The sequence below is a fragment of the Pedobacter nototheniae genome, from assembly GCF_032678625.1.
Lineage (GTDB): Bacteria > Bacteroidota > Bacteroidia > Sphingobacteriales > Sphingobacteriaceae > Pedobacter > Pedobacter nototheniae_A.
Genome location: NZ_JAVTSO010000002.1, coordinates 912447 through 925267 on the forward strand (window position 1 = coordinate 912447; position 12821 = coordinate 925267).

General features: G+C 37.1%; 13 protein-coding genes and 1 riboswitch. Of the genes, 3 read left to right on the plus strand and 10 right to left on the minus strand.

Translation table 11 applies throughout. The features are described from left to right. Window positions 1-13: 13 nt before the first annotated feature. On the minus strand, window positions 14-493 hold the full coding sequence (locus R2Q77_RS09680; RefSeq protein ID WP_316803520.1) for a GAF domain-containing protein: 480 nt from the start codon (window positions 491-493) through the stop codon (window positions 14-16). 143 nt (window positions 494-636) lie between these two features. Here R2Q77_RS09680 and R2Q77_RS09685 point away from each other — a divergent pair, with 143 nt between their 5' ends. Genes R2Q77_RS09685 through R2Q77_RS09695 form a run of 3 tightly spaced genes read left to right on the plus strand, consistent with a single transcriptional unit; the run spans window position 637 to window position 3778 of the window. Then, window positions 637-2805 (plus strand): S46 family peptidase, encoded by a 2169-nt coding sequence (locus R2Q77_RS09685; RefSeq protein WP_316803521.1) that lies wholly within the window; start codon window positions 637-639, stop codon window positions 2803-2805. A 2-nt stretch (window positions 2806-2807) separates the two neighbouring features. Next, the gene (locus R2Q77_RS09690; RefSeq protein ID WP_316803522.1) at window positions 2808-3512 is read left to right on the plus strand and encodes a DUF3291 domain-containing protein; all 705 of its coding nucleotides are present in this window, start codon (window positions 2808-2810) and stop codon (window positions 3510-3512) included. A gap of 14 nt (window positions 3513-3526) precedes the next feature. Further along, window positions 3527-3778 (plus strand): hypothetical protein, encoded by a 252-nt coding sequence (locus R2Q77_RS09695; protein WP_316803523.1) that lies wholly within the window; start codon window positions 3527-3529, stop codon window positions 3776-3778. A gap of 306 nt (window positions 3779-4084) precedes the next feature. Here R2Q77_RS09695 and R2Q77_RS09700 read toward each other — a convergent pair whose 3' ends face one another. The 9 genes from R2Q77_RS09700 to R2Q77_RS09740 form a co-directional block, all read right to left on the minus strand. Next, entirely contained in the window at window positions 4085-4372 is a 288-nt protein-coding gene (locus tag R2Q77_RS09700; protein WP_316803524.1) for a hypothetical protein, read from the minus strand. A 269-nt stretch (window positions 4373-4641) separates the two neighbouring features. Further along, window positions 4642-5136, minus strand: a complete 495-nt coding sequence (locus tag R2Q77_RS09705; RefSeq protein ID WP_316803525.1) for a YMGG-like glycine zipper-containing protein — start codon at window positions 5134-5136, stop codon at window positions 4642-4644. 110 nt (window positions 5137-5246) lie between these two features. Further along, a complete protein-coding gene (locus tag R2Q77_RS09710) occupies window positions 5247-5975 on the minus strand; it encodes a diphthine--ammonia ligase (RefSeq protein WP_316803526.1) in 729 nt (242 codons plus the stop codon). Next, window positions 5968-6657, minus strand: coding sequence for an SIR2 family NAD-dependent protein deacylase (locus R2Q77_RS09715; RefSeq protein WP_316803527.1), 690 nt, complete (start codon window positions 6655-6657; stop codon window positions 5968-5970). The genes R2Q77_RS09710 and R2Q77_RS09715 overlap by 8 nt, the downstream gene beginning before the upstream one ends. Window positions 6658-6712: 55 nt before the next feature. Next, window positions 6713-7654: an ABC transporter substrate-binding protein gene (locus tag R2Q77_RS09720; RefSeq protein ID WP_316803528.1), complete on the minus strand. Its 942-nt coding sequence runs from the start codon at window positions 7652-7654 to the stop codon at window positions 6713-6715. A gap of 79 nt (window positions 7655-7733) precedes the next feature. Beyond that, the gene (locus R2Q77_RS09725) at window positions 7734-8324 is read right to left on the minus strand and encodes a DUF6580 family putative transport protein (RefSeq protein ID WP_316803529.1); all 591 of its coding nucleotides are present in this window, start codon (window positions 8322-8324) and stop codon (window positions 7734-7736) included. Between the two features lie 39 nt (window positions 8325-8363). Next, the gene (locus R2Q77_RS09730; RefSeq protein ID WP_316803530.1) at window positions 8364-10208 is read right to left on the minus strand and encodes a TonB-dependent receptor plug domain-containing protein; all 1845 of its coding nucleotides are present in this window, start codon (window positions 10206-10208) and stop codon (window positions 8364-8366) included. 100 nt (window positions 10209-10308) lie between these two features. Further along, a riboswitch (cobalamin riboswitch) is annotated at window positions 10309-10502 on the minus strand. Between the two features lie 56 nt (window positions 10503-10558). Further along, window positions 10559-11668, minus strand: coding sequence for a DUF5074 domain-containing protein (locus tag R2Q77_RS09735; protein ID WP_316803531.1), 1110 nt, complete (start codon window positions 11666-11668; stop codon window positions 10559-10561). Window positions 11669-11681: 13 nt separating this feature from the next. Further along, window positions 11682-12821, minus strand: a complete 1140-nt coding sequence (locus R2Q77_RS09740) for a PKD domain-containing protein (RefSeq protein ID WP_316803532.1) — start codon at window positions 12819-12821, stop codon at window positions 11682-11684.

Below are 12821 nucleotides of genomic sequence, written 5' to 3' on the forward strand. Positions count from 1 at the left end.
TCTGATATTTAATTTAATTATTTAATAAAATGGATATAACGCGTTCTAAATAAGATTGATCTGTTTCATCAAAATGATTTAAATGCTCGCTGTCTACGTCCAGCACGCCAATAACCACTCCATCTTTTATTAAAGGTAAAACAATTTCAGATTGCGACAATGAGCTGCAGGCTATATGCCCTGGAAAAGCTTCTACATCAGGCACAATAAGTGTTTTAGCTTCTGCCCACGAACTTCCACAAACACCTCTTCCTTTTTGTATCCGGGTGCAGGCTACCGGCCCCTGAAAAGGCCCTAAAACCAATTCCTCTTGCTTAACTAAATAAAAGCCTACCCAAAACCAGTTAAACTGTTCTCTTAATGCAGCACAGGCGTTGGCCATATTGGCTACAAAATCAGTTTCACCAGTTAGTAAACCTTCAATTTGAGGTAACAGAGCCTTATATTGTTCTTCTTTAGTTGCGCTTCTGTTTATCGTTAAGTCTTCTGCCATAAAATTATAAATATTCCAAAGTTAAAAATTACAATTGTCATCCCCACCAGATCTTTAAAACATTACAGCCTTACAACAATAAACTTTTTAACAATAGCTTAAAATCCTTAGTTTTGACATTTAAACACCAAAATTACACCTAAATGAATAAGAAAACCTTAATCTTTACTTCATTACTTTGCTTAAGTTTAACGCAACTGGCTTATAGTCCGCCTGATGAAGGAATGTTTCCGCTTAGCGAAATACATAAACTTGATTTGAAAAAAGCGGGCTTAAAGATCAATCAAAATGAAATTTACAATCCAGGTACACCCAGCCTGGTCGATGCATTGGTAAATGTAGGTGGTTGTACCGGCTCTTTTATATCCAATGAAGGCTTGATTGTAACCAATCACCATTGTGCCTTTAGTGCTGTGCAACTGGCAAGTACGCCTGAGCATGATTATTTAACTGACGGTTTTGTTGCCAACACACGCGAACGCGAAATTGAAGCTAAAGGATTAACCTGTCGGATTACAGACAGTTATGAAGATGTTTCAGATCAGGTTTTAGGTGCTGTTGCACAAATTGATGACCCTGCTTCAAGAATCAAACTGATTAATGAAGTTATGAAAAATATAGCCTTGGATGCTGAAAAGAAAGATTCGACAATTAAAGCCGAAGTTTCTGAAATGTTTATTGGCAAATCATATGTGTTATTTCGTTATAAAACCATCCAGGATGTACGTTTGGTTTACGTGCCAAGCAGAAACATTGGTGAGTTTGGCGGCGAAACCGATAACTGGGTATGGCCGCGCCACACCGGTGATTTTTCTTTCATGCGCGCATATGTATCGCCAGATGGCAAACCCGCTAAATATTCAAAGGATAATGTTCCCTATAAACCTAAAAAATTCTTAAAGGTTAATCCCAGCGGAACCAAAGAGGAAGATTTTGTATTTATTTTGGGTTATCCGGGCCGCACCTTTCGTCATCGCCCTGCAGCATACATAGAATACCAGCAAGATTACTTATTGCCTTATACCTCAGAATTATACGATTACGAAAACACTACGATGGAAAGTGTGGGTAAGAAAGATAAAACTACCGAACTTAAGCTGGCAACCAGAATTAAGAGAAATGCCAACGTTTTAAAAAATTACCGTGGAAAATTAAAGGGCCTGAAAGGCATTGGTTTAATCGCACAAAAAGAACAGGAAGATGCTGCGCTGGCTGCCTTCATTAATAATGATGTGAATTTAAAAGCTAAATACGGCACATTAATGAATGATATTGACCAAACCTACAAATTGATTAACGGCGATGCTAACCGTGATTTATGGCTTGGACAAATTTACACCTCAACCAGTTTGTTAAATGTTGCTAAAAACATAAATGCTTTTAAAACAGCAATAGACGAACAGGCTGCTGGCAACAAACAAGCTTTTTTTGATCAGAATCTACCCAAACTAAAAAATGCTTTAGCTGGAATTTATGAATCTTACGATATTGATGCAGATAGAAGAATTTTTAAGCGCATGGTAATGGATGCTTCTAAATTTAAGCCCAACCAAAGGGTTACAGCTACAGATAAAATTACAAACAAGGGTTCGAACAGCGAAACCCTGACCAATGATTTTATTAACGATGCTTTTGGCCTGACCAAATTAAAAGATCAGAATTATGTAGTAAATACGCTTTTAAAAAGCCCTAAAAGCATTAGTGATTATAACGATGCGCTTTTGGTTTTTGAAAAAGATATTGCAAAGCAGATTCAGGAATTAAAACCCGAAAAAGATCGCCGTGATGGTGTTGTCAATAAATTGATGGGTGATTATGTAAATGTTAAGGAGAAATTTTTAAAGAAAGATTTTATCCCGGACGCAAACAGCACCCTTCGATTAACTTACGGTTATGTACGTGGTTATTCGCCAGCTGACGCCAGTTATATGGCACCATACACAACCATTAAAGGAATTATAGAGAAAGGCGCTACAGGCAATCCTGAGTTTGCTTACCCAACTTTAATAAAAACTCTTTGGGATGCTAAGGATTTCGGAAATTTCGCAAAGAAGGATCTAAAAGATGTGCCTGTATCATTTTTATACAATATGGATACCACAGGTGGTAATTCTGGCTCTCCTATTATGAATGCTTACGGCGAATTAATTGGTGTAAACTTCGACAGGGCTTATGAAGCAACTATTAACGATTATGCCTGGAACGAAAGCTATAGCCGATCTATCGGTGTAGATATCCGTTACGTATTATGGGTAGCTCAAAAGATAGATAAAGCTGATTTTCTTCTAAAAGAAATAGGTGTAAAACTTTAATAATGATTACCGCATTAACCATTACAAAATACCGTTCAACAGCCATCCCCTTTGCATTTTTGGGGATGGCTGTTTTGCGCCTGCCCCTATGGCTGAACAAGAAATGCAAGTTTTGGAAACTTATGGGAAGTGGTAAAGATGCACAGGTAGACCTTGCGCCCAATTTTAAACACTGGGCCATATTAACAAACTGGAATAATAAAGCAGATTGTGATGATTTTTATAAAAAATCATTTGTAATGAGGTGGTTCCGCTTTTTTGGAAAGGAAGAATTCACCATTTTCTTAAAACCTTTGTCCAGTCACGGCTTATGGTCGGGCAAACAGCCATTTATTTCTACTGCTGACCAAGTTAAAACAAACGGAAAAATTGCAGTAATTACACGTGCAGCAATTCGCTTTAATAAAATCAGGGAGTTTCAGCAGAACATTAAAAAAGCGGCCGAAGCCATGAGGGTTGCGCCAGGCTTTATAATCTCCGTAGGGATTGGCGAAGCCCCTTTTTTCAGACAGGCCACTTTTTCCATTTGGGATAACGCTGAAAGCATGAAGAATTATGCCTATAAATCCTTGGATCATGCAAAGGTTATAAAACTTACAAGAGAAAGAAACTGGTATAGCGAAGAGCTTTTTGCGCGCTTCGAAATTCTGGACTATCATGGATCCTTAAACGGAATTGGAATTAAAAACTTAGAAAACAACATATAAAAGAAACAAATCGTATGAGAGTTATAGCTGAACTTCCGCACCCGGAATGTAAGATTACCATTTTCTCCATGAATCAAAAATACATCGTAAAATTTGAGCAGGGAACTTTTGAGCAGAGTTATAAATTGGCCGAACTGGATTTGAGTGGAGGAGGCGTAAATGATGTGTTTGAAATTTTGGATGAAGCGTTTATTGCAACCGTAATTGAACGTTTTAAAGCCATGAGAACCGATTTTACAGCCGCCTACAAAAGACATCAGTTTTAATGCATATAAAACACATAACTAACTGTGCAATAGCGCTAATAACTACAAAACAAAATAATATTCTGTATTTTTAACTAAAAATACACCTAAAATAACTGTCTTATATAATATATAGGTTTAATATAAAACAATTAAACAACTGATATAAAGGTAATTAAAAACAACATCAGAATTAGATTTTGCTGCTACTATATGCCAAATATAATTCTGAAAATCAATTTAATGATTTTTGAAAGGCATTATACCGAGAACCTGAAGGCAGTTTTATATTACTCAAATCGAATATATATGGTAATTAGTTATTCGTTAAAACGTACCGCCTACTTCTTTTAATTCTTTTTTGGAAGATCCTTTTTTTACTGTTTCTATAATTTGTTTTTGGGCCGAAGCAGAAAAGTTAATTACACTCCCTATTGAACAATATGATCCGGTAAAAGAGAGTTTACTTTCAATTACTGGTTTATCCTTTAAAATAATTAGCTCAAAACCTTCAGGAAGTTTACTGTTTGCGGATGCGATTAGCTTATCGATCTGGCATGCGGTTTCTTTAATTAATTTGTTAATCTCCAAAAGCGATAAGTTTTTCTTTTTCATTGTTTGTCCGTTTGGATTCAAAATAGGTTTTATCAATTGAGCATTGATGATGACTACTTATAGTACAATTGAAACCTTAAAAACCCCTACTGGTAAAATAAATTATGTTAAGTTTTAAATAAAAACTTAGCATATAAAGCGCATAACAATCAGAAATCTCCGAAATGAACGAACACAAATAAAATATTAGTTAAAGAAAGCAAAAATGATTTTAAACAAAAAAAGCAGCTATAAAATTATAGCTGCCTTTAATATGCTTTAAAGAGGTATTAGTTTTTAGGTTTCACTCTTCCTGATTTTCTGTCTTCGCCTCTGCCAATTAAGTAACCACTACCTGCACCTACAACGCCACCTATAATTGCACCTCTTCCTTTTTTCTTGTCAATTAACGCACCACCTACGGCACCAGCTGCACCACCAATTAAGGTTCCTTTTGCAGCATCACTCCAGCCTTTTTTCTTAGCTGTAGGCTGAGTACCTCCATAGGATGAAGAACTGGTTCCAGATCCAGAGCCGGAGCCGGATGAACGAACTGCAGACCTTCTTGCTGCTGCTAACTCGGCATCATGTTTTTCTTTTGCTGCCAATTCTTGTTTCGCTACATCAGCTTTTTTAAAACTATCTAAACGCAAGCTATCTTTAACCGCTTTTACTGCAGCTTGCTTTTCAACTTGTTGTTGTTTTACCGCTGCCTCTTCTTTTGCCTTATTATTACAAGCAAACATTACAGAACTTAAGGCTATTACCGCTAATATCTTTTTCATGACTTTAATTTTTTTAGAAATCAGATCATACTGATTCCGTTGTTCATTGGGATGTGTATGTTTAACAGTTATCATTAAGAAAAAATGATGCCAAAAATAGAACTCACCAATTAATCAGTTAAATCAAGATACCAGAATCCCTGGTTTTTAGGAAGTTCGGAGGTACTTGAATGACCGTTATCGGAATTTGTTTTCGGCGCAGGTAATGCTTTAAAAATGAGTTCACCTGTATTAAAAGGAATCTTTTCTTTAAAAATCGGCCCTTCAAAAGCAAAAGTATGAAATTCTCCGTTTTCACCACAAGGATCCACATCAGCAGGCAAGCCCGCCACAAAGTTTGCATCGATTACTTTTCCACAAAGCATTTTAAGTGCATCCCAGCAACACACAATTATGGTTTTATAGCCATTATCTATAAATTCGTCAATAAGCTTCGGTGTATCTTTATTCCATAAGGGAAACAATGCTGTAAGCCCAACTTCCTTTAACTTATTTTCCCTGTAAGTCCTGAGGTCTTGCAAAAAGATATCTCCAAAAATGGAATGTGTAATGCCTTCTTCTTTTAATTTCGACAGGTGGTCGTACATCACACGATCATAGGTTTCCATATCAGGCAAATCTGGCAAACGAATCTGATACAAGGGAATACCGATGCTTTTAGCTTGTTTAATAAGCAAACTTTCCCTAACGCCGTGCATAGATACACGATTGTATTTTTCAGTCACCGTTGTAACCAGGTACCTGATTTCAAGTTCGGGATCTTGTAAAGCGTAATGCAGGGCTAAAGTACTGTCTTTGCCACCACTCCAGTTAAAAATACAAATTTTCGGCTTAGCCATTAATCAGTAGATTTTTAACAATTGCCATTCCATTTACGGCTGTATGCTCAATTTTAAACACATTCTGGTAACGTTTCACTTCAGGAATTTTTGGATCAACAATATATTTAGGTGTTGTAGCGGGTACAAAATCAATTAATCCTGCTGCCGGATATACAGCTAAAGAAGTTCCAATTAAGAGAAAAATAGCCGCATTGCTACAAATTTTCGCCGCTGGCTCAATCATCGGTACCTCTTCTCCAAACCAAACTACATGCGGACGCAGCTGACTTCCCAATTCGCAACGCTCGCCCATCTTTAGTTCCCATCCATGTATAGGGTAAGTTAAACCAGGCTTACGATCAGATTGCGATTTGGTAATAACACCATGTAAATGCGTTACCTTAGCTGAACCTGCTCTTTCGTGCAAATCATCTATATTCTGTGTAATAATCTCTACATCGAAATCATTTTCCAGCTCTGCAAGTATTTTATGCGCAGCATTGGGTTCGGCAGCTAAAACCTGTTTGCGTCTTTCATTATAGAATTGTTGTACCAGTTCGGGATCTTTTTCCCAGGCTTCAGGCGTAGCTACATCGTAAACATTATAACCTTCCCAAAGCCCATCTGCATCTCTAAAAGTTTTTAAACCACTTTCGGCACTAATGCCCGCTCCCGTTAATACAACTAATTTAGGTTTCATTCATTTAGGTTTTTTAATCCTGCTTTTTTAAAAAGAACGGCAATAAGGCATTTCCTCATCTGGCGTTTTGTAATTGCTTTACAGAATTAAAATTTACAAATTTTGCTGCAATTTTAGCATCCGCGCTAAATATCTCCGGATGAAACATACAGGCCAAAGCTTCAATTCCTTCAACCAACGTTCCAACACTGGGCTGGGTAAACATATCAAAATCGGCAATATAAACCTGGTTATTTTTTACGGCTTCTAAATTCTCCCAGCCTGCTTTTGAAGTTAATAATGCCATTTCTTCAATGCTTCTTTTCACATCAAAACCGCAAGGTGCAACAACTAAAACCTGCGGATTGTATTTTATAATTTTATCCCAGGGGGTAACAATAGAATCGCCGGCAGGATTTGAGAGCATATCCACACCGCCCGCAGCAGCAATTTGAAAAGGAATCCAGTGTCCGCAATTGTAAACAGGCTCTATCCATTCCATTAACATTACCCTTTTTAAAGGTGCCTTGTTTGATCTTAGCCGATCCAGAATATCATCAACTTTATACTGGAGCCCGGCTAAATAATGTAATGCAACTTCTTCCTTACCAATGGCTTTTGCAATGGTAATGGCGCATTCAAACACATCCTGAAGATTGTTAGGCGATAACGGAACTAATGTTGGCTGTTTGCTTAATTTAGAAACTGCAGTTTCGGTGCAAACGGTATCAATGTTACAAACCTCACAAATGTCTTGTGTAAAAACAATATCTGGAGAAATGCTTTCCAGCAATTCCTGATCCACCCAGTATAAACTCTTACCCTGTGCTTTTGATGCAGAAAATATCCTGTCGATTTCGATACTTGAATAATTTTTACCTTCTAAAATACAACGGACAATTTTTGGCTGTGCTGCTGCTTCCTTCGGGCATTCGAAAGTTACACCATACAGGTATTCCTGTAAACCCATATCATAGATCATTTTGGTGGCTGCAGGAAGAAAGGAAACTATTTTCATCTTTATAAATTAAAATTTAAAGATAAAAAAAATCCCCTTCTGCATTAAACAAAAGGGGATTAAAATAAAGTATATAAGCTTATGCTACCTGTTTCTGTACTTTCAGAACCGGGTATTTGGCTTTTAAAATTTCAAAAGCACCGAAAAGTAACGCACCGTAAATAATGGTTCCTTCTAAAAATCTAATCTCAAATGGAATTGCTTTAACTAAACACTGGAAGTAACCCGCAAAATCTTGAGTAAATAATGGATTACCGTACCATGAACCTATATCGCTCACAATCCAGTGGATTAAAACAATTACCAGTGTTGAAGCCAGTAAATTAACCACGTTCACTTTTTTTAGCAATACCCTGCCTACTAAAACCATTAAAGCAAAGGCGATATAAGTCCAGTACCAACCTTCATAAAGAAAACCCGTGCTGTATTTGCTGAATATTGTATTTGCTAAAATGAAATCACTTAAAAACAAGCTCAATAATGGAAAAGCAAATGCTTTAAGATGATCTTTAAAATATGCACCACCAAATAAAGCTACGGCTCCTATTGAGGAAAAATTAGCAAATTTTAATTCATCAGAGTTGAATGTGACCAGCAAACGGAAAGCCGTGATGGCCAAAATCATCAACAATAAGATTAAGGTGCGTGGATTAAATTTTAAATGCGACATTTTATTTTGGTTAATATTTAATGCAAAGTTAAATTTTTATTAGCGTATATTAAAACTAACACCTGCATTAAAATTAAAACCTGGACTGTTGTAACCTATAAGTTCATTATATTTTTCATTTAAAATGTTTTTTGCATCGAAAAATATTTTAACCCGTTTTTTTGCCAAAGCATACTCTGCATAGGCATTTATTAATTTATAGGCTGGCAACATTTCATCAACCGAAACACTTGTAAAATAAGTATCGTAACGTTTTCCAAAATAGCGATAGTTGGCACTAACATATAGGTTTTTAGTTGCCTGTACACCAGCATTGATACCAAAGGTATGTTTTGGTCTGCGGATTAAATAATCAACCGTTCCGCTATTACCTTCTACGTAAGCATAGTAACCGTTAAAATCAAAGTTGCCAAGTTTTACGGCAGGCTCTACCTCAAGACCTTTATACTTTTGGCTTGCTTCATTAATGTAAACTTTTGGCGTATAAACAATTGCATTGGTTAAATCGCGCTTGAAAGTAGCCACACGCAAAGTAAACTTATCATCGGCTAAATTAATGCTTACTCCCGCTTCGTAATTCTGAGATTTTTCAGGCATCAAATTCGGATTTGGTGAATATGGTCCAAATAACATCATTAATGTGGGCGCTTTAAAAGCAGTTGAAACAGTCCCGAATAATTTTACTTCTTTAATGATGTTTATGCTTGGCGTTATAGTATAAGTGTAATTTTCGCCATACTGTTCGTGTTTGTTGTAACGGCCACCTACCTCTAAATTAAATACACTTAAATCATGTAAAAACAAAGATCCATAAGTTGCAAACAGGTTTATGTTTGGCTGTTGCCCGATAGCAAAAAGTTTCATGGCTCTGTTTTCAACACCAAGCAATAAATCAAGCTTGCTATTAAGCTTCTGGTTGTAAAATAAATCAATGAAATTGACTTTACCTTGCGCAAAATCAGGGTAAGCAGTATGAGACTCATTTGAACTGCTTTCGTAACTGTAATTTAAAGTAACCTTACCCGTGTTAAATTCGTACCGGGCATTGGTGCCTGCTGCAACGTTTTTAAGAATAGAATAATTTGGGGCATCGGTAAAAGGGCCGTCGTCAAATTTGTAATTTCCATAGAAATAGCGAACAAATGGATTTACTGAAAAATGTTTATCCAGTTTAATTCCAAAATTGGCACTCACCCCGTCTGTTTTAAAACCATCCTTATCAAATGAAGTTGTATTGCCTACCGGATTTGCCGCTTCAGAAATACCATCTGTTTTGAGGTGAGTATAGTTAATGTTGTATGTAAATCCTTCAACAGCACCGCTTAAACCAATTGCTCCTTTATACGTTTCGAAAGTGCCTGCACTCGCTATACCAGAAATGGTATTGCCTTTTGGGCCACCCTTTTTAGTAATAATGTTGATTACACCAGCAACTGCATCAGAACCGTATATGGTAGACTGCCCGCCTTTTAAAATTTCAATGTGATCAATCTGATCAATTGAAAGTAAACGCAGATCGAATGCACCACCATTTCCTGAGGGGTCATTCTGTACAATCCCGTCAATCAATATTAATGCATAACCACTGGGTGCGCCACGAAAAAACACACTCTTATCTTTACCTGGGTTACTGTAGGCGCCCCCAACAATAATACCCGCCTGCTCACTGATTAAATCGGGCAGCGATTTACCCTGACTTCTTTCTAAAACTTCTTTGCTGATGATGGTAACCACTTTACCAGTTTGCGATTGCTTCTGGTCGTTTTTTGTTGCAGAAATTACAACATCTTTTAGCCTTAAGCTGTCTTGCGCCTTAGCCAAACCGCTCATTGTTAGTTGTGCAAGCCCGAGGCCTGCGGCAATTAAAATACTTTTTTTGTTCATTTGATTGTGCGTTTTTGCCCACAGCCAACGGATTTAGAAAAGGAAATGAAAATACGAAAAATAAAAGCACCTCACTCCTTAGCTTCAATCCCCGAAAGCTATGAAAAATTAATGCTATGGCAGGTCTTCTGACTTACTCCCGGGTTTCCGGCCTTCCCATTCCTATAATTGGAACAGTGGCAGATTGATTGGAAATTCCGTTAAGGAGCTTACAGCTGCGGGACAGTTACAGATTTACACTGTATTCCCTTTTAATTCTGCGGTTAAGCAAAAACCAAAAGCGCCGCAAATGTAACAAAAAAAGGACTGCTTGTATATTAAGCAGTCCTTTTAACCTTTAATACTTTTATTTACTGATGAAATACTGGGATGGCAGGGAAATGATAACCATCATAAGCTACTGTATTTTTTAAGGCTGCATTTGCCGGATCATAAAAATATAAATGGTTAATGGCATAATTTGCGCCATAGCCAGATTGTACAGTTGTTATAACCAGCTGATTTAATTTTGAATCGAAGCCTAAACCTTTACCATAAAAAACCTGTTTATCGGGCATAGTAACAAAAGGTGCATCCAAAGAAGATTTGTTTCCTTCAACGTATTTATACACATCGCTGCCGTTACTTCCCCAGGTTAAGTTTTTAAGAACGTATACCGCATTTTCTTTAGTAGATGCTGCCATTGAACCTGAATGCCATGCACCCCAGGTTGAATAAGGTGTAAAATTAAGTGCAACACTATCTTTAGCCAGTGTTTGAGGGTCAGTATTATACAGATATTTACCTGCTGTATACCAAACTTTACCATTCGGTGTTTGAGCAAAGCCAACTGTCATTCCTTTAATTTTTTTATTTAAGCTAAAATCAGAAAGGTTATAAATCAATAAACCATCGGTAGCACTATGCATAAAAATATAGTTTCCGGCTTTTAGCATATCCCCGATTTGTCCGTCGGCTCCAACCAGTTTTGCATAAGCCGTTAAATTTTTAAGGTTAACTAAGTAAACGCCACTGCCACTGCTTAAAAGCCCGGTATTTTCGTCAATTCCTAAAAAAGCTCTCCAGTCGTTACCGCCTTTAGCTGCAATACGCCCTTTTTCTTTTAAGGTATACGCATCAGCAACCACCACCGGGCCACCTACTTTACTCACCAGGTAAAGATTGCCTTTAAAAATGGTTCCAAATTGTAATGTAGAGGTTGCCGGGTTTAAGTTTTTATCCGGATTTTCTCTTTTAAAGGTACTGTCTGTTAATTTTCCGGTACCGTAATCAAAAAAGTTTACTTCTCCGGTTCCATGTCCAAACCAACCTTCGTTAACGATAAAAAATCCATTCTCAAATTTACCTTTTGCTACCGGCTGTATTTCTGGTTTAATTTCAACATCATCCTTTTTACATGATGCTGCAAATAATACAATCAGAATTGCAGGTAATAATTGTTTAATGCGTACTTGTTTCATTATATATGTGTGTTTATTTAATTCCTAAATCGGCTGCACCTTTAACTTCAGTTGATATTTCGCCCAGAAGTGTATTGCCTTTTTCTCTTTGCCCGGTGTAAACTTTTACAAAATCAATGGTTTTTAAGTTTACTTTTTTGCCTGCGCCATCAACAGCCCAATCAATATCAAAACTGTTGTAACGTTTGGTTGCATAGTCGTCATCAATAGACCAGCTATCTGTATAACCCCATGCAAAAGCGCTATTAATAAAGATGCTTCCATTTTTGCCCCAGGTTGATGGAAGAAGTGTTCCCTTAAAAGTTATTTTTTCCTGGTTAGCCGCAAATTCCGGGTAATAATTATGTTTGTGAAAATTATTTACATCATACGTTCCGTTGCCTCCCTGGTTATCGGTCCAGTTTACATTAGCAAAGGCTTTTGGATTGCTGTAGGTGATTTCATAATTTTTAATGGTTAATGGATTGTTGTATTCGCTACCGGCAAGTTCATACCATTCATCATCGGGTTTACCGTTTCCGTTTACATCCTGGCTTACCATTACGATTCCCGGCTCGGCCCAAGGTGTTGTACCCCCGATTGGATTACCGTAAATGGCTAAGTCGGCCCCGGTATTATTGCTTACAGAATGGTCGAAACCAAAAATAATGTAACCACCAAAACCACCTAAGCTAATTAAACTTGTGCTGTTTACATCACCAATAATCTTCTGTGCACCAGCAAGGCTGCCTAAACTTTCATTTATAAATTGCCCGGGAGCTGGTAAATATTCAAACACTTTTGTAATGTACTTACTGCTGCCGGCAGTTGTTTCAACAACCGGAACGGGTACCGTAACGGTGTATTTGTGCATAAATGCCCCAGTGTTGTTGCTTGCTGTATATTCAATAATATATGTACCAGCTTTTAACGGTATAAAATCGTAATTGTAAACCTGGCTTACTACAACACCATCCAGTTTCCATTGATGGCTAAAGTTTTTTCCATTATTTGTACCAGCCGTAAAGGCGCTTTTTACATTAACTTTTGCGGTAACAGCGTCGCCTTTTACAAGCAGGTTTACATCAGGTACTGATTCTGTTTCTTTATCTTTTTTACAGCCGTAAACGAGTATAAATGCAGAGAGCATTAAAATTAGGTAAGTCTTTTTCAT

Bases quoted from the DNA above. Each gene is read 5' to 3' on its own strand.
- R2Q77_RS09720 (WP_316803528.1), bottom strand. From the start codon at position 7,654: ATGAAAATAGTTTCCTTTCTTCCTGCAGCCACCAAAATGATCTATGAT.
- R2Q77_RS09715 (WP_316803527.1), bottom strand. From the start codon at position 6,657: ATGAAACCTAAATTAGTTGTATTAACGGGAGCGGGCATTAGTGCCGAA.
- R2Q77_RS09735 (WP_316803531.1), bottom strand. From the start codon at position 11,668: ATGAAACAAGTACGCATTAAACAATTATTACCTGCAATTCTGATTGTA.
- R2Q77_RS09700 (WP_316803524.1), bottom strand. From the start codon at position 4,372: ATGAAAAAGAAAAACTTATCGCTTTTGGAGATTAACAAATTAATTAAA.
- R2Q77_RS09685 (WP_316803521.1), top strand. From the start codon at position 637: ATGAATAAGAAAACCTTAATCTTTACTTCATTACTTTGCTTAAGTTTA.
- R2Q77_RS09725 (WP_316803529.1), bottom strand. From the start codon at position 8,324: ATGTCGCATTTAAAATTTAATCCACGCACCTTAATCTTATTGTTGATG.
- R2Q77_RS09730 (WP_316803530.1), bottom strand. From the start codon at position 10,208: ATGAACAAAAAAAGTATTTTAATTGCCGCAGGCCTCGGGCTTGCACAA.
- R2Q77_RS09690 (WP_316803522.1), top strand. From the start codon at position 2,808: ATGATTACCGCATTAACCATTACAAAATACCGTTCAACAGCCATCCCC.
- R2Q77_RS09695 (WP_316803523.1), top strand. From the start codon at position 3,527: ATGAGAGTTATAGCTGAACTTCCGCACCCGGAATGTAAGATTACCATT.
- R2Q77_RS09705 (WP_316803525.1), bottom strand. From the start codon at position 5,136: ATGAAAAAGATATTAGCGGTAATAGCCTTAAGTTCTGTAATGTTTGCT.
- R2Q77_RS09740 (WP_316803532.1), bottom strand. From the start codon at position 12,821: ATGAAAAAGACTTACCTAATTTTAATGCTCTCTGCATTTATACTCGTT.
- R2Q77_RS09680 (WP_316803520.1), bottom strand. From the start codon at position 493: ATGGCAGAAGACTTAACGATAAACAGAAGCGCAACTAAAGAAGAACAA.
- R2Q77_RS09710 (WP_316803526.1), bottom strand. From the start codon at position 5,975: ATGGCTAAGCCGAAAATTTGTATTTTTAACTGGAGTGGTGGCAAAGAC.